At 52.3% G+C, this 20,681-nt stretch carries 17 protein-coding genes and 1 tRNA gene; 11 read left to right on the top strand and 7 right to left on the bottom strand.

What is annotated here, in order from left to right; translation table 11 throughout:
* Window positions 1–49: 49 nt before the first annotated feature.
* From deoB to mrdA, 3 genes are all read left to right on the top strand, one after another.
* Window positions 50–1,273, top strand: coding sequence for a phosphopentomutase (gene deoB / locus NYE92_RS11245; protein ID WP_019104810.1), 1,224 nt, complete (start codon window positions 50–52; stop codon window positions 1,271–1,273).
* 33 nt (window positions 1,274–1,306) lie between these two features.
* Window positions 1,307–2,020 (top strand): purine-nucleoside phosphorylase, encoded by a 714-nt coding sequence (gene deoD, locus NYE92_RS11240; RefSeq protein WP_014594584.1) that lies wholly within the window; start codon window positions 1,307–1,309, stop codon window positions 2,018–2,020.
* Window positions 2,021–2,237: 217 nt separating this feature from the next.
* Window positions 2,238–4,121 carry a penicillin-binding protein 2 gene (gene mrdA / locus NYE92_RS11235; protein ID WP_014605069.1) on the top strand — a complete coding sequence of 628 codons (1,884 nt, stop codon included), beginning with the start codon at window positions 2,238–2,240 and terminating at the stop codon, window positions 4,119–4,121.
* On the opposite strand, the gene NYE92_RS11230 is transcribed toward mrdA, so the two are convergent.
* The 4 genes from NYE92_RS11230 to NYE92_RS11215 are packed head-to-tail and all read right to left on the bottom strand — an operon-like array spanning window position 4,118 to window position 7,034.
* Window positions 4,118–4,828, bottom strand: coding sequence for a GGDEF domain-containing protein (locus tag NYE92_RS11230; protein WP_013027166.1), 711 nt, complete (start codon window positions 4,826–4,828; stop codon window positions 4,118–4,120). The genes mrdA and NYE92_RS11230 overlap by 4 nt on opposite strands.
* Window positions 4,825–5,211 carry a DUF1987 domain-containing protein gene (locus NYE92_RS11225; RefSeq protein ID WP_202945045.1) on the bottom strand — a complete coding sequence of 129 codons (387 nt, stop codon included), beginning with the start codon at window positions 5,209–5,211 and terminating at the stop codon, window positions 4,825–4,827. The genes NYE92_RS11230 and NYE92_RS11225 overlap by 4 nt, the downstream gene beginning before the upstream one ends.
* Window positions 5,212–5,221: 10 nt before the next feature.
* Window positions 5,222–5,788 (bottom strand): SiaB family protein kinase, encoded by a 567-nt coding sequence (locus NYE92_RS11220; protein ID WP_019106825.1) that lies wholly within the window; start codon window positions 5,786–5,788, stop codon window positions 5,222–5,224.
* 16 nt (window positions 5,789–5,804) lie between these two features.
* Window positions 5,805–7,034, bottom strand: a complete 1,230-nt coding sequence (locus NYE92_RS11215; RefSeq protein WP_259019001.1) for a SpoIIE family protein phosphatase — start codon at window positions 7,032–7,034, stop codon at window positions 5,805–5,807.
* A 294-nt stretch (window positions 7,035–7,328) separates the two neighbouring features.
* Between NYE92_RS11215 and NYE92_RS11210 the strand changes: the two genes are divergently transcribed.
* Window positions 7,329–7,404 (top strand) — tRNA-Phe (locus NYE92_RS11210).
* Window positions 7,405–7,685: 281 nt separating this feature from the next.
* On the opposite strand, the gene NYE92_RS11205 is transcribed toward NYE92_RS11210, so the two are convergent.
* Both NYE92_RS11205 and NYE92_RS11200 read right to left on the bottom strand, forming a co-directional pair.
* A complete protein-coding gene (locus tag NYE92_RS11205; RefSeq protein ID WP_022622363.1) occupies window positions 7,686–8,651 on the bottom strand; it encodes a site-specific integrase in 966 nt (321 codons plus the stop codon).
* Between the two features lie 29 nt (window positions 8,652–8,680).
* Window positions 8,681–10,234 (bottom strand): conjugal transfer nickase/helicase domain-containing protein, encoded by a 1,554-nt coding sequence (locus NYE92_RS11200; protein WP_309600950.1) that lies wholly within the window; start codon window positions 10,232–10,234, stop codon window positions 8,681–8,683.
* Between the two features lie 195 nt (window positions 10,235–10,429).
* Here NYE92_RS11200 and NYE92_RS11195 point away from each other — a divergent pair, with 195 nt between their 5' ends.
* The 6 genes from NYE92_RS11195 to iaaH all read left to right on the top strand — a co-directional run bounded on the left by NYE92_RS11195 (window position 10,430) and on the right by iaaH (window position 17,120).
* The gene (locus tag NYE92_RS11195; RefSeq protein ID WP_259018999.1) at window positions 10,430–10,978 is read left to right on the top strand and encodes a pili assembly chaperone; all 549 of its coding nucleotides are present in this window, start codon (window positions 10,430–10,432) and stop codon (window positions 10,976–10,978) included.
* A gap of 173 nt (window positions 10,979–11,151) precedes the next feature.
* A complete protein-coding gene (locus NYE92_RS11190; protein ID WP_259018997.1) occupies window positions 11,152–12,141 on the top strand; it encodes a conjugal transfer protein TraE in 990 nt (329 codons plus the stop codon).
* Between the two features lie 95 nt (window positions 12,142–12,236).
* A complete protein-coding gene (locus NYE92_RS11185; protein WP_409035026.1) occupies window positions 12,237–13,442 on the top strand; it encodes a conjugal transfer protein TraF in 1,206 nt (401 codons plus the stop codon).
* A 123-nt stretch (window positions 13,443–13,565) separates the two neighbouring features.
* On the top strand, window positions 13,566–14,048 hold the full coding sequence (locus NYE92_RS11180) for a hypothetical protein (protein WP_259018995.1): 483 nt from the start codon (window positions 13,566–13,568) through the stop codon (window positions 14,046–14,048).
* A gap of 790 nt (window positions 14,049–14,838) precedes the next feature.
* Entirely contained in the window at window positions 14,839–15,552 is a 714-nt protein-coding gene (locus NYE92_RS11175) for a LuxR family transcriptional regulator (protein ID WP_210530838.1), read from the top strand.
* 80 nt (window positions 15,553–15,632) lie between these two features.
* Window positions 15,633–17,120 carry an indoleacetamide hydrolase gene (gene iaaH / locus NYE92_RS11170; protein ID WP_210530839.1) on the top strand — a complete coding sequence of 496 codons (1,488 nt, stop codon included), beginning with the start codon at window positions 15,633–15,635 and terminating at the stop codon, window positions 17,118–17,120.
* Between the two features lie 521 nt (window positions 17,121–17,641).
* Here the strand turns inward: iaaH and NYE92_RS11165 are convergent.
* Entirely contained in the window at window positions 17,642–18,526 is an 885-nt protein-coding gene (locus NYE92_RS11165) for a LysR family transcriptional regulator (protein ID WP_210530840.1), read from the bottom strand.
* 103 nt (window positions 18,527–18,629) lie between these two features.
* Between NYE92_RS11165 and NYE92_RS11160 the strand changes: the two genes are divergently transcribed.
* Complete coding sequence (locus NYE92_RS11160) at window positions 18,630–20,654, top strand: CocE/NonD family hydrolase (protein ID WP_210530841.1); 2,025 nt, start codon at window positions 18,630–18,632, stop codon at window positions 20,652–20,654.
* The last annotated feature ends 27 nt before the right edge of the window (window positions 20,655–20,681 follow it).

The raw sequence follows: 20,681 nt of genomic DNA, 5'->3' as shown, positions 1-20,681 counted from the left end.
TGATCGCTTTTTTTTGACTTGTCGCGCGCTTTTGGCGCAGGAGACTGGCATGAAACGTGCTTTTATTATGGTGCTGGATTCGTTTGGAATCGGTGCCAGCAAAGATGCCGATAAATTCGGTGATGCAGGTTCAGATACGTTAGGTCATATCGCAGAAGCCTGCTTTAACGGTCAGGCGGATAAGGGCCGTAAAGGGCCGCTGCACTTACCTAATCTGACCGCGCTGGGCTTGGGCAAAGCGGCTGAGCTGTCTACTGGTCGTTTTCCTGCGGGGCTGGATCCTGAGGCGAAGATCACGGGCGCCTATGCTTACGCCAGTGAGCTTTCATCGGGCAAAGATACGCCGTCAGGCCACTGGGAAATCGCCGGCGTGCCTGTTCTGTTTGACTGGGGATACTTCAGCGATAAGCAGAACAGCTTCCCGCAGGCGCTGCTGGACAAACTGGTGGAACGCGCCGGTTTACCCGGCTATCTCGGCAACTGCCACTCATCCGGTACGGTAATCCTCGACCAGTTGGGCGAAGAGCACATGCGCTCTGGCAAGCCGATTTTCTACACCTCGGCGGACTCCGTATTCCAGATCGCCTGCCACGAAGAAACCTTCGGGCTGGAGCGGCTGTATGAACTTTGTGAAATTGCGCGTGAAGAGCTGACCGAAGGCGGCTACAACATTGGTCGCGTGATTGCCCGGCCGTTTGTGGGCGACAAAGCAGGCAGCTTCGAGCGCACCGGCAACCGTCACGATCTGGCCGTTGAGCCGCCATCGCCGACCATGCTGAAGAAGCTGGTGGACGAGAAGGGCGGTCATGTGATTTCGGTCGGTAAAATTGCCGATATCTATGCTGAGCAGGGCATCACTAAAAAAGTGAAAGCCACCGGTCTGGACGCGCTGTTTGATGCGACCATTCAGGAAATGAAAACTGCGCCGGATCAGGCGATTGTGTTCACCAACTTTGTCGACTTCGATTCCACCTGGGGCCACCGCCGCGACGTTGCGGGTTATGCGGGCGGCCTGGAGCTGTTTGACCGCCGTTTGCCAGAGCTCATGGAACTGGTCAAAGAGGATGATATTTTGATCCTCACCGCCGACCACGGCTGTGACCCGAGCTGGGAAGGCACGGAACACACACGCGAGCATATTCCGATCCTGATTTACGGACCGAAGGTTGAGCCGGGATCGCTGGGCTATCGCGACACCTTTGCCGATATCGGCCAGACGATCGCACACTATTTTGACCTGTCCCCCATGGACTACGGCAAGAACATGCTGTAAAAACAGCGAAATTTTTAAAAAGGATAGAGAATTATGGCAACTCCTCACATTAATGCAGAAATGGGTGATTTCGCAGACGTCGTACTGATGCCGGGCGATCCGCTGCGTGCGAAGCACATTGCAGAAACCTTTCTGGAAGATGCCGTTGAGGTGAACAACGTGCGCGGCATGCTGGGCTATACCGGCACTTATAAAGGCCGCAAAATCTCCGTTATGGGCCACGGCATGGGCATTCCCTCCTGCTCCATTTACGCCAAAGAGCTGATCACCGAGTTCGGCGTGAAGAAAATCATCCGCGTGGGTTCCTGTGGTGCCGTGCGTCCCGACGTGAAACTGCGTGATATCGTGATCGGCATGGGCGCATCGACCGATTCCAAAGTGAATCGTATGCGTTTCAAGGATCACGATTTTGCCGCGATTGCGGATTTCGATATGGTGCGCAACGCTGTCGATGCGGCCAAAAATCTGGGTGTTGACGCGCGCGTAGGGAATATCTTCTCTGCCGACCTGTTCTACACGCCCGATCCGCAGATGTTTGACGTAATGGAGAAGTACGGCATTCTCGGTGTGGAAATGGAAGCCGCCGGCATTTACGGCGTGGCTGCTGAATTTGGGGCGAAAGCGCTGACGATCTGCACCGTGTCCGATCATATCCGTACCCATGAGCAGACGACTGCCGCAGAGCGCCAGACAACCTTTAATGACATGATTAAGATTGCGCTGGAATCTGTGCTGCTGGGCGATTAATCTCCACGCTCATTGATGCTCTTGCTCACCCGGCAGCGCGACGTTGCCGGGTGAGCGCGTCAGAAGATTTACGCTTCCCGCTCATTTCGCAACATTCTCATCAAATGACACACTTTTCATCAGGCTTGTGCATCTTGCTACTGGCAAGGACCGCTTATGCCACTATCATGAAGCCGAACAATAAATAACAACATGCCAGACTGAAAATACCTGCCTGATGAATTTTCGAAATTTCGACGCTGAAGAGAAGTTGTTTGTACGCCGTGCCGCCATGGCATTTGTGCTGGTCTGCATCTGCTTCACCATCCTGGGTTTAAACCTGTATCGCCTGCAGGTACGCGATCACAGCTATTACCAGACGCGCTCAAACCAAAACGATATCAAAATGATCCCTATCGCGCCCACGCGCGGGCTGATTTTCGACCGTAACGGGATTCCGCTGGTGCGCAATGTGACCTGGTACGACATCACTATCACCCCGTATAAAGTGGACGATATGAAGGACGTGCTGCGCCAGCTCACGCCGCTTATCGATTTGACACCGGACGACATTGCGCGTTTTCAGCACGATCTCCGGCAGAACAGCCGCTACAAACCGGTTATCCTCAAAGAGGAACTTACCGACGAAGAGGTGGCGCGCTTTTCAGTCAACCAGTTCCGGTTTACCGGCGTCAGCATTGATACCTATCAGGACAGGGAATATCCCTATGGGGCCGATCTGGCGCATGTTGTTGGCTACGTCTCTAAAATCAATGATAACGACTATAAGCGGCTGAATGCCGAAGGCATTGCTGAAAACTACGCGGCTGACCACAACATCGGTAAGCAGGGGATTGAAGGCTATTACGAATCCCTGCTGCACGGTAAGCCGGGCTATCAGGAAGTGGAAGTGGATAACCATGGCCGCATTGTCCGGGTGCTGAAAGAAGTGCCGCCGGTAGCAGGCAAAAACATCACCCTGACGCTGGACCTGCATCTGCAACAGTATGCGGAAAGCCTGCTGGCCGGACAGCGTGCCGCATTGCTGGTGGAAGATCCCCATGACGGATCCGTACTGGCGATGGTTTCCAGCCCCAGCTACGATCCCAACCCTTTTGTGAAGGGCATTAGCTATAAAGCCTACAAGACGCTGCTGCAGGATAAAAACCTGCCGCTGATTAACCGTGTCACCCAGGGCCTGTATCCCCCGGCCTCCACCGTCAAACCCTATATGGCGATGTCTGCCCTGTTAACCCATGTGATTACGCCGCAAACCACCTTTTTTGGCGGCCCAACATGGACGCTGCCGGGCACCGACCGTCGCTACCGTGACTGGAAAAAAAGCGGCCACGGCACGCTCGATGTCACCAAAGCGATCGAAGAGTCTGCAGATACCTTCTTCTATCAGGTGGCCTTTATGATGGGCATCGATCGCATTCACACCATGCTCAGCAAATTTGGTTACGGCCGCTCCACAGGCATCGACCTGAACGAAGAGTACAGCGGCCTGCTACCCAGCCGCGACTGGAAAATGAAAGTCCATAAAAAGCCCTGGTATCAGGGGGACACGGTGTCGGTGGGGATCGGTCAGGGCTACTGGATTGCGACCCCGATTCAGATGGTGAAGGCGCTGGTAACCTTGATTAATAATGGCCGGGTGATTACGCCGCACTTACTGGAAAAATCCCAGCTCGGCACCCGGGTCCAGCTCTATCAGCCTAAACTGCCACAGGCGCAGATTGGCGATCCGAATTCTCCCTACTGGTCATTAGTGCGCCACGCTATGTTTGGCATGGCCAACGCACCGAACGGAACGGGCTATAAATATTTCCATACCGCGCCTTACGGCATTGCAGCGAAAAGTGGGACATCTCAGGTGTTCAGTCTGAAAGAAAACCAGACCTACAACGCCAAAATGATTCCGGTACGGCTGCGCGATCATACGTTTTATACCGCCTTCGCGCCCTTCAGCGCCCCCAAAGTTGCGGTGGCGTTGATTCTGGAAAACGGCGGAAGTGAAGGCGTGGTTGCCGCGCCGGTGATGCGCAAGCTGCTTGACCATATCTTCCTGCCGCCGACCACCCCGCCGCCCGTTGAGGTGGCACAGCATCAGGCAGGCTAGCGGAAGAATACCCGGTTACGCCCGTGCTTTTTGGCATCGTACAGCGCGGCATCTGCCTGGGTGTAAAGCGTTTCGAACCGGGTGCCTGCTGCGCCCCAGCTGACGCCGAGGCTGGCCGTGACCAGCCGCTCCGGCAGCGCATTTAACGGCGAGGCGTTCAGCGAGGCGAGAATGGCTCCGGCGACGATAACCGCATCGCCCAGCCAGGTATTGGGCAGCATGATGGTGAACTCTTCACCGCCGATTCGACCAATGCTGGCGATGGCAGGTGTATTACGCTGAATACGTTGTACCAGTTCGCAAATCACCTTATCCCCGACGGGATGACCGTATTCATCATTGATGCGTTTAAAGAAGTCGATATCAAGAATGATTAAGGCCGCCGGCGCCTGGTCCAGCGTATCGCTGATGCGTTGAATAATGGCGCTGCGGTTCCAGACATCCGTCAGGGGATCGTGTGTGGCTTTGTACTCCAGTTCCGTTGCCAGCTCGTTCAGTTGCTCATTAACCCGGTTCAGCTCACGCTCTGCCCGATCGCTGCGTGAGATTAACCGATAGGTTTCACGCATCAGCCGCTGGTAGTGTCCGTTGAGCTGTAGCAGCGCCTGCCGATACTCTTCAGCCTGCAGGCTATGCTGCGCCGCGACATGGCTGGCCTGATTGAGTGCCTGGGTTTCTTCCAGAAACAGCTCATTGAGGTGCGTCATTGGCGCTGTTCCGCATGCAGCTTCACGGTTAACGCGGTGAAATCCAGAGACAGCTCTTCGCCAAACTCTTCTGACACGTCATCTTCGGCATCGTAAAACCAGTTCAGTACAATCGTGCAGCCGCTCTGCGCGAGCCTGTTGAACTGATCAAACAGCCCAAACAGCATCTTGGTGCTTGAGCTGTTGAAATAGCTCAGGTCGATATTCACCTCTGCCGCTTGGCTGGCCTGAGGCTGCCAGCTTTCCAGCGCGCTTTGCAGCGGACGGTAAAAGGCGGCGGCATTCTCTGGCCAGGATTCTCCCCGCAGGGAGAATCGGTGCGCCGCAAAGTCAAACTCTACGGCGGGCGTACATTCAGTGGCGGTAAGTTGAATGATTTGCATAGGGGCTTCTTCAGTCATGGCAGATAGTGGCCTTAAGCCAAAAGGCAGAGAGCTCGCTGGCCTCCAGTGGCTGGAAACAATACTCCAGCGGTTCACTGACGTCGCGCGCCAGGGTAAGCAAGCCGATATTGGCGCCTTTGCTCCAGACCGGACTCTCAGCGCGTAACCGGTTTCGGTAAGCTTGTTTAATTTCATCCGCATTCATCACCCGCAGCGAATCCAGATCCCCGCGCAGTTGATGAGTGGCGTCGCTGCCGACCAGGTTTGCGCTTTCCAGATAGTAGCGGCCATCATCGTAACGCAGGCTCAATGAACCAAAGCGATACAGCTGATCGTTGTGGCTCAGCGCCCGGCTGTCCTGCGAGTAACGCAGAATGTTTTGCGCAATCTCGACAAAGCTGGAGAACAGCCGCCGCCTGACTTTTTGCGACTGCTCGTGATTCTCCAGAAACAGCTTGACCACTTCGCCCATCGCCGTGATGTTCTGCGGTGAAAAAAAGCCGGTATACTGCAATGCAATAAGGCCGGACTGCGATTCGGTATTAAAGGGCAGACCCCGTAGTGACTCGTTTTTCATTTTCTTCCCGGTGCAGTCAATAGCGAAAGCCAAACCAGGTGACGTCATCGCGTCGCGCCTGATTACCTTGCCAGCTTAAATAGTCTTGCTGAAACGCCAGCGATAACTCCGCCATAGGCAAATGCTGATAGCGCATCAGCAGAGACTGAATACGCTTATTGCCAAACATGATATTCCGTTCGCCACCTGGTTGATCGGTGACGCCATCCGTGAGGACAAACAGCATGTCGCCCGGATTAAACGTCAGGCTCTGTTCAGGCCAGTGATAGTCTTCCGGCGTATCGGTATAGCCGACGCCGACGCGATCCTGACTGAGCGAGATAATTTCATTGCTGATGTTGCTGAGCATAAATGCCTGGGTTCGGGCGCTGGCCCAGCGCAGCTGATGCAGTCCGGTATCAACTGACATAACGATGGCATCGCAGCCGTCGTTAGAGAGTGAGGTTTGCTGGGAGGCGTTCAGCTGGCCCAGGGTTTGTTTAATATGGTGATTAAGGGCATGCAGGATGCTGGCAGGTGCCTGCAGATCGGCCTCGCGCAGCGCGTTTTCCAGCGCAGACTGCAAAATCACCGTCATAAAAGCGCCTGGAATTCCGTGGCCCGTGCAGTCGGCGATGACCGCCAGCCAGCCATTGTCATGGCGGTGAAAAGCGTAGTAATCGCCGCCCACGCCGTCTCGGGGCTGCCAGTACAAACACCAGTCGTCGAGCAGGGAGGCAATCAGCTGGTTGGACCGATCCAGCATCGCGTCCTGAATGACCCGCGCGTAATCAATGCTTTGTAAAATTTGCTGATGCTGGCGCGCCTGTAAATCGGAGACGCGGCGAATCAGATCGATCCCTAAACCAATGCCGATATAGTGCCCGTGCTCGGTCAGGATAAACCCATCGGCGACGGACTTATCCCCGTTGGCCACGACCTGCTGCGCAACGCTTTCCAGCGTATTTTCCACGTCAATCACCAGCGGGAACTTATCCATAAAGGCAATGCAGCTCTTGCGGTCATAGAGTTCGGGAAAGAAAGGGCGCGCCATCTGCGACAAAAAGATGTGGCGGTTGATCATGCCGAACGGCTTGCCGTTTTCCACTACGGGCAACCCGATCAGATCTTTGTGTTCGGCAAAGAGTGCCATGACGGCACGGTTATCTGTCTCCGGACTGACGAAAGGGACCTCAATGCATAACACCCGCGCGTCATAAAGGCTTGAGGCGGAAACCACAGTATTCACAGAGGCGGGTAACTGCATGATGCGGCTCTTGATTGTCCAGGAATAATCTTAGAGTAATGAGCGCAGATGACGGATTTATGGCAAAAAAACGGTTGGTAAAAAGAGGGCCGATAAATCGCAGTTAAAGCAAAATTGCAGCGAAAAATAGCCTGCCAGAGGGCGTTCTGCAGCGCGAAAATCCGGCGGTTGATTGGGCGGATTGTTAAATTTTCGCCCGTTCCCCTTCCTGTTGATGGAAAACCCGTCAGTTGATTTCATTTTTGTGAAAAGCGTTTGACGCTGGGGCCTGCTTAAGGTTTAATGCGCCCCGTTGCCCGAATAGCTCAGTCGGTAGAGCAGGGGATTGAAAATCCCCGTGTCCCTGGTTCGATTCCGGGTTCGGGCACCATTCTTCAGAGCCTGTTCGTTAAGAGATGAGATCCTTAACGGGCAAGACAGAGATCCCTTTTCGTCATCGTGCAGGATGAGTCACATTCGTTCTGCACCTGAAGATTATGGGATTAAGAATCCGGATGATGTTCCTGCATCATCCGGATTTCTCACATCCCGAGTATTTCCATTACAGGTTTTTACCTTTTCACAAGGTTTGTGTCAACGATCTGTAAATGAAACCGCGCTAATTTTCCTCCACTTATATCAATCCGTTAGAAATTTGACTTAGGAATAGTCCTAGAGCATAAATGCGCTTTCAAGATTCCTTCGAAGATGATCCATATTCGCTTCAACATACTCCAGAGTGACCGCAACACTTGAATGCCCCAGCAACATTTTCACGTCATTCAGGCTTCGTTCCGGTGTTTTCATCAGGTCTGTAGCGATGGTATGCCTGAAACGGTGCGGGCTGATATCACACTGACACTCGCGTGAAAGCCGCCTGAAAAACGCCCGCATTGGGGGATGATCCATGTTACCGCCTGTGACGGTTTTCTTTTTTAAACGACTAAAACGGTTGATATTAAACAGTTGATCCTTCGGCCTTGCGCCCATTTGTTTAGCCTGACGGTACAGATCTTCAAGGCGAGGCCTCAGCTTGTCCGTGACAGGCACCCGGTGTTCACGATGATTTTTTGAGCCTTCAGGTCTCAGCTCAATAACACCCTGTTTAAGATCCACATCGCACAGCCTTATATGCAGCAGCTGGTTTTGACGCATGCCTGTAAACTTTAGCGTTTCAATCACTGTCATCCAGAACCATGCGGGTTCAAGCGCGTTCGGCCGGGGATCATGAATACCGATCTGCTCCTGTTCAATTTTTCGATGCATTACGAGATCAATTTTCTTCATTTGTTCCCGGGTAAGCGTTTTCTTTCGTTTACGGTCTGGCTTAACGACCACGCCATTGAACGGATTGTCCCGGGCAGTAACGAGAGAGTGCGTTATAGCGTGGTTAAACAGCGCTCTCATATGTGCAACTTTATTATTCCATGTCCGTTTACTGCAGTTTTGTTCGTTCAAAACGTGACGTCGCCATTTAAGAACATCAAGGCGACATATACTTTCAGGCAATATTTTACCTTCACTGAATTCTGTGAAAGTTTTTACAACCTTTCTGTAGCTCCATTCACTGGCTGGACGGAGAACCTTACTGAAAAAATAGTCGTTCAGAATGTCATCGAAGGTCGTTTTTTCAGACATGGTAACCTCGTATTTTATTAACCCTGTAATTACTCTTTTTTGGGAAAGAGCCATTTGCTGTCTGAAAGACAGCTTCCTTTCTTTAAAATAATGTCAGACTTAATCATGTAGCCCGACAGTTTGGTGAACTGACCGCGTTTATCAGGCGAGTCATATTTATGGTAGGAGTAAAGACCCTTACCATTTCGTGAGTGATGAAGGCCCAGTGATTCAAAGTTTTTCTGCAGCTTGTTTTTTTCGTATTTATTTTCTGGCTGCGAGGAAATAAACCGGAAAAACACATCAGGCGATATCATAAAAATAAAACCGGACAGCATATGCAGAAGACTGTCGGACTCATTGACGGTAACTTTTCCGGCCTCCACGCTCTCCCGCAGCCAGTCCAGAAAAACGTTGCCCTCAGAGGGTTCACTGTCCGCTGCCGGCTTCCCGTCTTCCGTTTGCTCCTGCTTCGTTGACTCAGCAGTTTGTACGGCTGATAAAACGGGTGCCTCCCCTTTAGCCATCAGGTCCAGTACCGAAAGTAAATCCACTCCCTGTTTAATTTCTGAATCTTCCTTTTCATTTTCACTCTCTGAACCATACTCAGTCGCTTCGCGCCCGCCGATTGCAGACTGCAGCGCGGAGTTCAGTACCGGTAATTCAGGTTTTTCTGTTCCTGGAGCCGTCTCCTCTCCGCCTGCCTGTGGGGGAGTATAAGTCGATACTTTATTTTCAATTGGCCCTGAAACATTTGCTGAAATGATGTGACTCGACAAAAGGACAGGTGCGTTATCTGCTAATTTTGGGGCGTTATCAGCATGTTGCATTTCCGGCGCCGGGTTTACAGAAGGCGTGCCAGTAATATCTGAAAGACCACCTGTTTCCAGACCCGCTCCCTCCCGCGCCTGCATGATGATGCTGTAAAGCACTCCGGCACCGGCGCGCTCACCCGAGAGAAACTGAAGAAGACAGCGTGACGCTTCCGGCCACTGGTGAAGCCACAGCATCCCGGTCTCAGGCAGCAGCTTTGCCGCCATATACTGACCTGTCAGGGTCGCAGCCCGGTCATTCTTTGCGGGCCGGACCCGCCACGGGCCGTCAGGCCTGTGCAGCCCCGGATACCAGATTTTTCCGGACTGCGTCGCGCCTTCCACCTGCGTCAGCCAGGGCAGATGATGAAACAGGCCTGCCCAGAATACCGCACAGACCCAGCCCGGTGCCTGTGTAGACTGCTCTTCAGGTGTGGCGCCGGGCGGCAGCATCATTCCCCTGACGAGCCTGACTGCCCGCACTGCCACTCCGAGGCTCAGGTCGCCAAAACCCCCCGGCGACGAATATGCTCCCTTCCATGCGGCCGGGCAGTCCTGCACACGCTCAAGCATCGTCTGCGCAGGCTTCAGCCACCATGCCCCGGTAACGGACTGTGAAAGCGGGCTGTTATCCGCCAGCATTCTGACAAGCCTGCGTCGCTCCTCTGTCTGCATTAGCGTGCTGCCCTCCAGAACCGGGCGAAACGCCACCTCTCTGACGACCGTATCCACCGGCTGCCCTGAATGCCTGTTGTTTCCCCGCCCCGTCAGCCACTTCATCACCCGCTCCATCGACACCCGCTCTTTATCTGAAATGACGTAACGCTAAGAGACGGGGCTACATTTGCAACGTTAATCCTGGATTTAATGCAGAGAGATATTCTGCTTGCGTTAATTTTCAGGAACGGATTCAGGATTAACGGCGGACGGCTTTAACGTCCCGTGCTTTTCTTGCGCAACCTTCCTTTAATTAATCTGAACTCACTCATGCAGCAACGTCTGGTAGCGCTGTACCTTCTTCTGTGGCTGACTCTGTCCGGCAGCATCAGCCTTTTTATTTCATCCGGCCGTGATGCATTCTTTTTTATGTGGCTGCTTACGGCTCTCTCTCCGTTTCTGCTCAGACCCCTTGACTGGCTGACCCGTCAGCTGCTCAGGAAGCCCTGCATACTGAGTCGCAGAAAACGCATCACCGTTCATCTGTCTCCCTGGCAGCCAACCGTCGGGCTCACGCCTGAGCGCGTGAGCTGGTTCTGGTCGGGGGTTTTTGAGTCAGCTGAAGCCGCGTTAGCCGGGGGAAAAACCGTTGTTGTTGCTTCGCACCTTCTGACGCCAGCCCGTGCGGCCAGACTCAGGACATACCTGAAGGCGCGGGGATGGTTTTACCGCAGCAGGCTGACCAGCGTCCCTTTCCGGGATTCAGCCCGCGCGCTGATGCAACTGGAAATCCTCTTCCGGCAGTGGCACTGGCGCTGTCCGTCCCGGACCCGGTGGCCGGTGATGCTGCTGAAAAAAACTTCTGAACCGGAAAAATAATTTGGGGTATTAAGTCACGAAGGCAATGTTCACACTGATTACACACATGTATTCGATCTGAACGATCGAAATATCGCGTTATACAACACGCGGTTTCGCCAGGTACTGTATTCACACCGAATACAGAAAAGATTAACAAAATATTTTCTCATTCAGCCAACACCAGGGCCTTTATGAAACGCATGAACCTGACAGAAATTCTGTCCCGCGTCGCCTTAGAGCAGACCGATGAGCAGAGGCAGCTGCTTGAGCAGTTTGCGGAAGGGAAGAAAACAGTAAGTCCGCCAGTAACCATTCGTTTCCGGCCGGCATCAAGAGAATTTTTGAATCAGGTATCACACAAGCTCGGCATCTCCGTTTCAGAGCTGGTCAATGTGATTGTCGAAGGCGTCATGACAGAAACCACGGCGCCCCGCAAAGCCTCCGTAAACCGCGTTTATGAGCGCTTCTGGCACCTGATGGACCGCCACAGCCTTGATGTGGTGCAGGTGGCCACAATACTCTCTGAGCTGAACATCGGCATGAGTGTGCTTGAAAACCGCGAGCGCACACTTGATCACCTTACCCTGCCTGTGCTGGAACAGCTTGCGTCATGGTTCTGTGTTCAGTCCGGCTGGCTCGCCGGAGAAGATATTCTTCCGGTTCCGACCGTGATACTGCGTGACTTCTGGCAGGCAGTTGAATGCCTTCTGCCGCATAAAGATACAGTGATTAAGTCCTTACGTTTTTACAGACGTCAGCATGACACAGGTGAGCCTGCACTGAATTTCAGCCACGAGATGGTAATCACAGCGACCCGGGATAAATATATTAATGGCGTGTCCTTTGAAAGTAATTATTTAACCGGCGTGGTTCCTCTTACGCTCAGCAATGAATCAGAGACAAATGCCTTTCTTTCTTTCTGTGAATTACTGTGGTTAAAAGGAAGGGTTGCTCAAATTTCATGTCGCAAATTACCGGGCAGGATATTTGACAGTCTGAGAGAGGGCTCTGAGTTGCCGTTTTCGGTCTCATCCGTCACTGATGAAAGTATTATGGGCAAGCTCAGACCAGGGCGAAATTTCATGTGGAACGGGGAGGAACTGATACCTTTCATAAACCCGGAGTTTCATATTACGCCTGAATGGGAGGATTATCTGAAAGAAGTCATGAGTTTCGGTTAAACGTATTTAAATAATAAAAACCAGACCTGTTTATTTAAATGGTGCGTCAGCACCAGGGAAACCCCTTTGTCAAAAACAAGAAAAGGAAATAAATGATGAAAGCAAAACTGTTAACCCACAGCATCCTTCTGGCATTACTGGCTTCAGCCGTGCCGTCAGTGAATGCCGCAACAACCTGGACCGAAGCGCGTAACGACGCCATGGGGGGAACCGGCGTGGCCTCTTCCGGTTATCTGGCCGCTTCACTGGCCAACCCCGCGCTGATGACACGCCACGATGCCGGTGACGACGTCGGGCTTATCCTGCCGGGCGTGGGGGCACAAATCAGCGATCCGGACAACCTGCGTGACGGACTGGACAGGGTAAAAAGCACCTTTGACGACTTCCGCGATTCAGCGGGCACCGGCAACAGCTCACGACAGGCGGCAGCGCTTAAACAGGCCCTGCAGGACGTCGACGGCAACAGCGGGCATGCCAGCGCCGGGCTTTCTGCGGTGATTGCCATTCCCAATGACACCCTCCCTATCGCCTTTGTGGCCAAAGGCTGGGGACAGGCGAAGGTACGCACCGATATCACACAGCGTGATCTGGCATATCTTGATGCGGCACAGAGCGGCATTTTCTCGCCGACTCAGACGGATATTGACCAGATGACCTCCCGGGCGCAGGGCGTCGCCGCACTGGTCACGGAATACGGTATCGCCGCAGCGCATCAGTTTACGCTGGCTGGCACGCCGGTTTCTGTCGGTATTACGCCAAAGGTCCAGCGCGTGGATACCTGGAACTACAACGTTTCCGTCGGTAACTACAGCGCGTCAGATTTTCGCAGCGGTGACTGGAAGCGTTCTGAAAGCGGCGCAAACGTCGATGTCGGCATTGCGGCTCAGCTGACGCCTGAGTGGACCGTCGGACTGACAGGACAGAACCTTGTGGCGCGTAACATCAGTACGCGTGAAATCAACGGCATCACGGACACGTTCCAGATCCGCCCGCAGGCGACTGCCGGCACGGCGTGGAGCAACGGTTTTGTCACGCTGGCCACAGACGTTGACCTGACACCGGCCAGCGGTTTTGCGTCGGATGAAAAAGCACAGTATGCCGGCGTGGGCGCCGAGCTGAATGCCTGGAACTGGGCGCAACTGCGTGCCGGTTACCGCGCAGACATGCGCAACAGCGCTCGGAGCATGTTTACCGCCGGTGTGGGGATTTCACCCTTCAACGTCGTGCATCTCGACCTGACCGGCATGGCCGGTACAGACCGCAGCTTTGGCGCTGCCGCGCAGCTTTCTTTCACTTTCTGATTATGAACAACGCGGGCTGCCGGGTGCAGCCCGCCTGTTAACCGGAGAATAGCATGTCAAAAAAAAGCCCTTAATCTGTCTGCTATTGTGCTGGCGACCACGCTTACAGGTTGCAGCAGCTTCATGAGCGGTATCGGCCAGTTTGGTTCGCTTAATGACGACCATCCAATGCCTTCAGACGTAAAAGACCAGACAACAGCGCAAAAACGTAATCAGGTGAGTGATGTCTACGGCCCCATTGCCATACCGGCCGATACCGTGGCGATGCGTCTGAAAGAAAAGTTTGGCTTCGTATCAGACGGGGATGTGGCTGCCGCACGCAACAGCGGCCAGGGGAATGCGGGCTGGTCAGCCTCGGCCATTTCAGAGGGCACCAGCTGGTCAGCAGAGCCCGGCAGTTATTACCGCATGTCCAGAAACTGGGCGGGAAATGACAGGCTGACGATTGAGCTTCGCCGGACATTCAAAGGCACGGGTGCCACCGGCACCAGAGCGGGGAGCTTTGTTGTATCAACGTATATCTCATCCGATCCGAAGCACGTCACTGATACCTGGACAAAACGTCTTTTCAGTCAGATTCATGCGGCAGCCCGTGGTGAAGAGTAGTAATGCTGTCAGCCGGCACCGGATTGTTCGGTGCCTCAGAACCATGAAAGAGCATGCTGACTATGAGGTGTTTTGCGCGGTGGAGGCTCACGTCCATTACGGTGATCCGTTTACCAAACGCGACTCTATTTACTAATGGCTCAGGGGAGCATCGGGAGGGGTTAGCCCTGTAATGGCGTTTAAGAAATCTGCCGTGCAGTCGCAGCCGGCTGTCGTCTCAGGCACCAATCGTCCCCCTGCCCATTGCGGCGGATTTGCATCTAGTCTGGCCAGAAACTCGCTCGTGGTTTAGCCTCTATGCTTATCTGGTAAACCGCAACCAGACCACACGACCTCGTAAATTCCCGGCTATATTCCGGGCTTAAGACATGCCGGCCCGGGTGCTCAGCAGATGATCTGCTTCCCGCATATGTGTACATGTCGATGCTGTCACTGTCTACTTATGGCACAAAGCGGACAGGCTGACTGAGCTGGAGGTCCGCTATGAGCGAAAAGCGGACATCCGTAGCTGTCATTACTCGTAGAGAATTTGTTTCCTTAGTCGTGTATTCATTAAAAGGGATCAGGTCTAAACACGACCATCGATGGTCAGTAAATAACAGAAACCTATACATCTGAGCCTTGTCTGCGGGCTTTAATGCAAAGATACTGACGTCTTTAAACTCAGCCAGTATTGATAACTCAATGGAATCCCAGGGCTATTCGCCCCTTCATTGCTGCTACGCAACATCGTGATTTTATAGTCAATTTTTGGCATGAAGTTTGCTTGTTTATAGCAGCGGGAGGATTTATGCCTAGAATGCTTGAATTGACTTTAGAAGAAATGAACACAGTGAGTGAAATATTATGGAGACTGGCATCGGAAAAAAACTCATTCGGTTTGAGGTGTTCACTGTTGCCTCAGATTATGGATTTGCTTCGCGCAGATTATGGTGCTTCCTATGTCTGGGACTCGATAAGTCAGACGTCTCGTGATGGCATTATCATCAATATCGATGAGTCTGCTATTCGCCAGCACGACACTGAATTTCAGTACATTGATCCAATTACACCACTTTTAAGTAGAAAAACTAATCCAACGCGCGTATGTGATTTGATGCCTCACTCACTGCTTTCAAAAACACGTTACTATCAGGAATTTCTCAAGCCTAATGGCCTGCGCTATGGAATAAATGTTTTTTTCACCAGAAATCATACCGATCTGGGAGACCTCAGAATCTGGCGTTCTGACAGACGCCCGGCATTTTCACACAGAGAAAGTCAACTTCTCGCGGTCCTACAACCCTATTTTAGCCAGGCATTACCACACCCTTCTCTCAAGAATAATCAATTAACCTGCAGAGAACGTGAGGTTGCTGGGCTGGTCAGTAAAGGGCTGACTGATAAGGAAGTGGCTCGAATTTTGGATATCAGCTTCACCACGGTGAGAACCCATTTAACTCAGGCACTTCGTAAACTTGAGTGCGCGAATCGTACCGAGTTAGCCTACAGGAAATTTGATTAACTCCTCAATAATGAGGATTCACTTTCCTGTTTCCGGTTGGTATTACTGGATGTGTGAATTTTTTAACCGGGAGATAAAAAATGATAAAAAAAATTATTGTTTTTGCAACTGTTTTGTGGAATGCCGGATACGCTCATGCCTCAGACGGTTTACCTGTAGATCTGACAAAACTGACTGCAAGTGATGCAGCTAAGATGATATGCAATAAACAAATTACCAGTGAGCAGTTAATGCGGGCTTATCTGAGTAATATCCAGTCACATCCTAATCTGAATGCCTTCATTACTGTAAAGCCTGACAAAGCAATAGCAGAAGCTATTGCGTGGGATAAAAAACAGTCGCGAAGCAGTCACTGTTTTCCTCTTGGCGGCGTGCCGGTGGCAGTGAAAGACAATACCCAGGTTATAGGTTTTCCAAACACAGCCGGAACACCTTCGTTGGCAAACTTTATGCCCAAAACCAGTGCACCGGTTATTCTGAAACTGATGAATGCAGGAGCAATTATTATAGGTAAAACCAATATGCATGAACTTGCATATGGAGCCACCGGTTATAACACCGCAATGCACGTTCCGGGGATTGTTGGAGTCCGTAATGCACATGATTCCAGCCGAATTGCGGGGGGCTCCTCATCCGGAAGTGCTGTCGCTGTTGCTGCAGGTATGGCGCCGGTAGCTATGGGTACCGATACTGGCGCTTCGGTTCGTCAGCCTTGTGCACTGAACGGTTGCGTAGGATTTCGTCCTACGACCGGGCGATACAGTCAGCAGGGGATTACCCCCATTTCGCATACCCGAGATACTGCTGGCCCAATGGCGCATACTGTAGGGGATGTTGCATTGATTGATCATGTTATTACTGGGGCTAGAATTCTGACGCCTCCTGAAGCACAGCATATCCGCTTAGGCATAACGCCTTATTTCTGGCAGGATCTCGATAAAGACGTTAGTGAGAGGGCTCATATAGTTTTAGATAAACTCAGAAAGGCTGGCGTAGAGATCTTTACTGTAAAAATGCCAGGCCTTGAGGAGGCTAATGCAGCTGTTTCTTTACCTTTGGTGATTTACGAAGGTAAGCATGATTTGATTAATTATCTCCGTGAAAACCATACAGGAGTATCTTTCGAACAGTTAGCTAAAAACATATCCAGCCCCGATGTGAAAGCTATATTCGCTCATGCAATAATACCACAAACCACTGTTGACAAGGATGGCGGAACCAGGTCAGCAGACGTAATCTATTACAAAGCGTTAAACGACGGGGTACCGCATCTGCTCAGTATTTACGAAAGAGCATTTAACCTCAATCACCTTGACGGACTCATTTTTCCAACATCACCAGTTATAGCTCCACTCGCCAGTAAGAATGTCAGTTCCGGTCCTGAGTTTGCCAGACTTATACATAATACTGATCCGGGAAGTAATGTGCGTCTACCTGGCCTGAGCATTCCTGCCGGCCTTGGAAAACAGTCACACATGCCTGTAGGTATGGAAATAGACGGACTTCCGGGAAATGATGCGAAAATTCTGGCAATAGGCGAAACAGTTGAAAAAATAATAAAAGAATAATTTCATTAGCGAATGATGGTTTGTTGCCAGCCTCTATCCGGCAAGCAAAACACTGTCTGTGAAGTTTTACTGGCATTCATGTGCAGAGCAATCAAGCCGTACGGATGGTTATATACTTTTCAGTATTAGAGGAACCCCACCTTCTAATATAAATCCTTGGTATTTGGAATCGAAGACAGAGTTGATTGCTCAAATCCACGTTCACTGTCTGCTTTTTAGGTGGCTCCAGTAATATGGCCACCAATTCCTTGCCCTTAAATTTTGCATAACCTTAAATTTGTGCGAAGCTAAATGTCCGTTTCTGGCACAAAGCGGACATGTTTGTCACGGAAGATCCGCAATACGTGAAATGTGGGCATTACAGTCTTCTTCCTGCCTGTAAGATTGAAAGCAGTGCTTACCGCCTTTCCTTTCGCTGCTCAGCCCAGTTTAACGATGGCTCCGAAACAGCCATGCGCTCTCCCCGGCTTTCAGGTCTGGTACATTCAGAATGAACATTCTTTAATCACTGCCGATAGTAATCAGCCACCTGTCCGGTCAGTTGGCGTGGTCAAAATCTCCTCGACTTTGAGAAGTAAAGGATCATCGTCATTGCCTCGGCTGATAAGTGACAGCCGGACAGCCCTGTTTGTTGTCAGTGGCTTATATATGACCTGAGGAAAATTCGGTAGCTGAAGGACAGAGGGTAGAACGCAGATACCGCGCCGCGCCTGAACCAGTGCCAGGACTGCGATCGGATCGGATTTTGCAATGACTGTCTGGGGGCTATGTCCGATGAGACTTTTTACCACGGCAAGGCCCTCATCTACGCTATTCGCAAATTCGATGAACACTTCGCCCTTAAGGTCTTCAATTTCAACGACAGATTTGGCAGCAAGCGCATGATTAGTCGATATGCCCGCGACGACTGGCAATTCTGCAAGATGATGAACCCGAAAAGCCTCCCGGGTGTTGTCTAGAACCGGGCCGAACACAAAATCGACCCTATCAGCCATGAGCCGCTCTTCCTGTTCCCATGGCTCAATTTGTTGAAGCAGCACTTCCACCTCCGGCATAGCTGCCTCGATCCGCGCGAGAGCCGATGCCAGCGTACCGGAATGAACCGCGCTGGCGGAATAGCCGATCCGTACGCGTCCCAATTGCCCTTTGCCAACACGCCTGGCTGCTTCGGTCGCGCGCTCGACAAGTTCGAGCGCCAGTTTGACCTCTTCAAGGAAGACCTTACCCGCTTCGCTAAGTGCCACGCCCCGACGGTTGCGATTCAGTAAGCGGCATCCAACGGTTTCTTCAAGGAGCTGGATTTGCTTACTCAGCGCCGGCTGGACGATGTGCAGGCGCTTTGCCGCTCTTCCAAAATGCAGTTCCTCCGCCAGTACGACGAAAGAGTTAAGGTGGCGCAGTTCCATTATCACCTTTGGGAATCACAGAGGGAACTTAATGTCATTGGACATTATAAGTATCGAATTTTATTTTTGTCGATAGCAAAAGACACTCAAGAAAGGATCGACCATGACCAAATCGAAGCCGTCTCCAGCAATCCTTCCTGCTTCTGTCGATACTCCCGAGTCTCACAGCCGCCGCCGCTTCCTTATCACAGCGGGTGTAACGGGCGGGGTTCTTGTCGCCAGCCAGGTTGCTTTGCCATTCATGAAAAATCCTATTGACTCAGCGCTTGCAGCGTCATTACAAAACGAGGTTCCTGTGTCCGAAAAGCTGCCTCTTCGCATCTATGGCAACGATGCTTACCCGACCTACTTCCGTCGCCCACTGCCTTTGGATGCACCCCGGGTGCGTTATCCCGGGTTCAAGCCCGGGTCGGAAGTCCTGCGCAAAGGAACCATTCGGCGAGAGGGTGCGATGCCTTTGCGCTGCGACATTTTGTTTGAGCGCGATGTTGCGGTCACACTGCGCGATGGTACGGTGATTTATACAGACGTTTTCCGCCCTGTCGGTGATGCGGCCAATCCTGCAATTCTCGCCTGGAGTCCGTATGGCAAGGAGATAGGCGGTCAGTGGCTGGACGAAATTCCAGAGCGTTACGGCGTCAAGCTGGGCATGACGTCAGAAATGATGAAGTGGGAAGGGCCTGACCCGGCTTACTGGGTCAGTGCTGGTTATGCCGTAATCAACCCCGACATCCGCGGTGCCTACCGTTCCGGCGGAAATATCGTTGGCTGGGGACGGCAAACCGCCGAGGACGGCTGTGATGTGATTGCCTGGATAGCAGATCAAGGTTGGTCCAACGGTAGAGTGGGTATGGCCGGTAATAGCTGGCTGTGTGTATCACAATGGTTTATCGCAGCTGAAAGACCACCGCACCTGGCCGCCATCGCACCGTGGGAGGGAGCAACCGATATTGCCCGCGATGATTTTCTCCGCGGCGGTATTCCACGTACTGCATTCCCGGAAGCTCTCATCCAAAGCTTTGCCGGTGAACACCTCCTTGAAGATATGCCGCGTATGGCTGCGACTGAGCAGGATATGACGCCTTACTGGGCAGACAAAGTCGCGCGCCTGGAGCGCATTGAAATCCCTGCCTACATTGTTGCCAGCTATGACAACGTCGCACACACACATGGAACATTCGATGCCTGGCGCAGAATTTCATCAAGTAAGAAATGGCTGCGCGTTCATAACAAGCAGGAGTGGCCCGACTTCTACGATCCAGCGAATCAGGCCGAGCTTAAGCGCTTTTTCGACCGGTTCCTGAAAGATGAGAACAACGACTGGGAAGAGACGCCAACAGTCCGTATTTCGGTCCTCGACCCCGGGCACCAGGATGAAGTTAACCGTATTGTCGAGGCATTTCCTCCAGCCGGTTATAAGCACATAAAGCTTCATCTCGTAAATGATTCCTTACTGTCAACTTCGCCCTCCGGGAAATCAGGCGTCGTTTCTTACAAGGTGGAAGGGGGATCAGCCACCTTCTTACTGCCGATCAATTATGAGGCGGAACTTATCGGCTATAGCAAACTCCGTTTGTATGTCGAAGCCGACGGGGCAGATGACATGGACCTGACTGTTAACATAGAGAAGGTGGATTCTGCAGGGCAAGCGATTATTCGCGAGACATACCCCGGAGGCGCCGGACCAACCCGTACAGCCAGCTACCTGAGGGTTTCACGTCGAGCTCTGGACCCTGTCCGTTCCACTGATATTGACCCAGTACTTCTTCTACAGGGTGAACAGCGGCTGTCACCAAAAGAGGTTGTACCTGTTGAGATAGGCATCTGGCCGCTGGCAATGAAGTTCCACCCTGGCGAGCAACTGAAACTCACCATCGAACCCTTCCGTAACGCTCCCGTTAATCTGCCCTTCGGGCTTGCGGCTATCGACCTTCCGAAGAACAGCTTTACGTTCGAACCCGGGGAAAAGCCCGAGATGTTACATTTGGCCGGCGGTGGACCGGCCACAATGCCGGCATGGGCCAAGGCCCAGGAGGTGATGCCGCCGTCCCGCAACAAGGGCGTTCATCGCATTCATTTTGGGGCAGACCATGACAGTTATCTCTTTGTGCCTTTGAAGCGCCTTTAAACCGACCAGAATTAATGGTCACCACGC

Source organism: Pantoea sp. B566, assembly GCF_024793925.1.
In the GTDB taxonomy this organism is placed as follows: Bacteria; Pseudomonadota; Gammaproteobacteria; order Enterobacterales; family Enterobacteriaceae; genus Pantoea; species Pantoea ananatis.
Note: the sequence above shows the minus strand (reverse complement) of the source record. Positions and strands in the feature narration are given on the sequence as shown.

What these genes read in the sequence shown, in the direction of transcription:
- deoB (WP_019104810.1), top strand. Translation starts at nt 50, where the DNA reads ATGAAACGTGCTTTTATTATGGTGCTGGATTCGTTTGGAATCGGTGCC.
- deoD (WP_014594584.1), top strand. Translation starts at nt 1,307, where the DNA reads ATGGCAACTCCTCACATTAATGCAGAAATGGGTGATTTCGCAGACGTC.
- mrdA (WP_014605069.1), top strand. Translation starts at nt 2,238, where the DNA reads ATGAATTTTCGAAATTTCGACGCTGAAGAGAAGTTGTTTGTACGCCGT.
- NYE92_RS11230 (WP_013027166.1), bottom strand. Translation starts at nt 4,828, where the DNA reads ATGACGCACCTCAATGAGCTGTTTCTGGAAGAAACCCAGGCACTCAAT.
- NYE92_RS11225 (WP_202945045.1), bottom strand. Translation starts at nt 5,211, where the DNA reads ATGCAAATCATTCAACTTACCGCCACTGAATGTACGCCCGCCGTAGAG.
- NYE92_RS11220 (WP_019106825.1), bottom strand. Translation starts at nt 5,788, where the DNA reads ATGAAAAACGAGTCACTACGGGGTCTGCCCTTTAATACCGAATCGCAG.
- NYE92_RS11215 (WP_259019001.1), bottom strand. Translation starts at nt 7,034, where the DNA reads ATGCAGTTACCCGCCTCTGTGAATACTGTGGTTTCCGCCTCAAGCCTT.
- NYE92_RS11205 (WP_022622363.1), bottom strand. Translation starts at nt 8,651, where the DNA reads ATGTCTGAAAAAACGACCTTCGATGACATTCTGAACGACTATTTTTTC.
- NYE92_RS11200 (WP_309600950.1), bottom strand. Translation starts at nt 10,234, where the DNA reads ATGGAGCGGGTGATGAAGTGGCTGACGGGGCGGGGAAACAACAGGCAT.
- NYE92_RS11195 (WP_259018999.1), top strand. Translation starts at nt 10,430, where the DNA reads ATGCAGCAACGTCTGGTAGCGCTGTACCTTCTTCTGTGGCTGACTCTG.
- NYE92_RS11190 (WP_259018997.1), top strand. Translation starts at nt 11,152, where the DNA reads ATGAAACGCATGAACCTGACAGAAATTCTGTCCCGCGTCGCCTTAGAG.
- NYE92_RS11185 (WP_409035026.1), top strand. Translation starts at nt 12,237, where the DNA reads ATGAAAGCAAAACTGTTAACCCACAGCATCCTTCTGGCATTACTGGCT.
- NYE92_RS11180 (WP_259018995.1), top strand. Translation starts at nt 13,566, where the DNA reads ATGAGCGGTATCGGCCAGTTTGGTTCGCTTAATGACGACCATCCAATG.
- NYE92_RS11175 (WP_210530838.1), top strand. Translation starts at nt 14,839, where the DNA reads ATGCCTAGAATGCTTGAATTGACTTTAGAAGAAATGAACACAGTGAGT.
- iaaH (WP_210530839.1), top strand. Translation starts at nt 15,633, where the DNA reads ATGATAAAAAAAATTATTGTTTTTGCAACTGTTTTGTGGAATGCCGGA.
- NYE92_RS11165 (WP_210530840.1), bottom strand. Translation starts at nt 18,526, where the DNA reads ATGGAACTGCGCCACCTTAACTCTTTCGTCGTACTGGCGGAGGAACTG.
- NYE92_RS11160 (WP_210530841.1), top strand. Translation starts at nt 18,630, where the DNA reads ATGACCAAATCGAAGCCGTCTCCAGCAATCCTTCCTGCTTCTGTCGAT.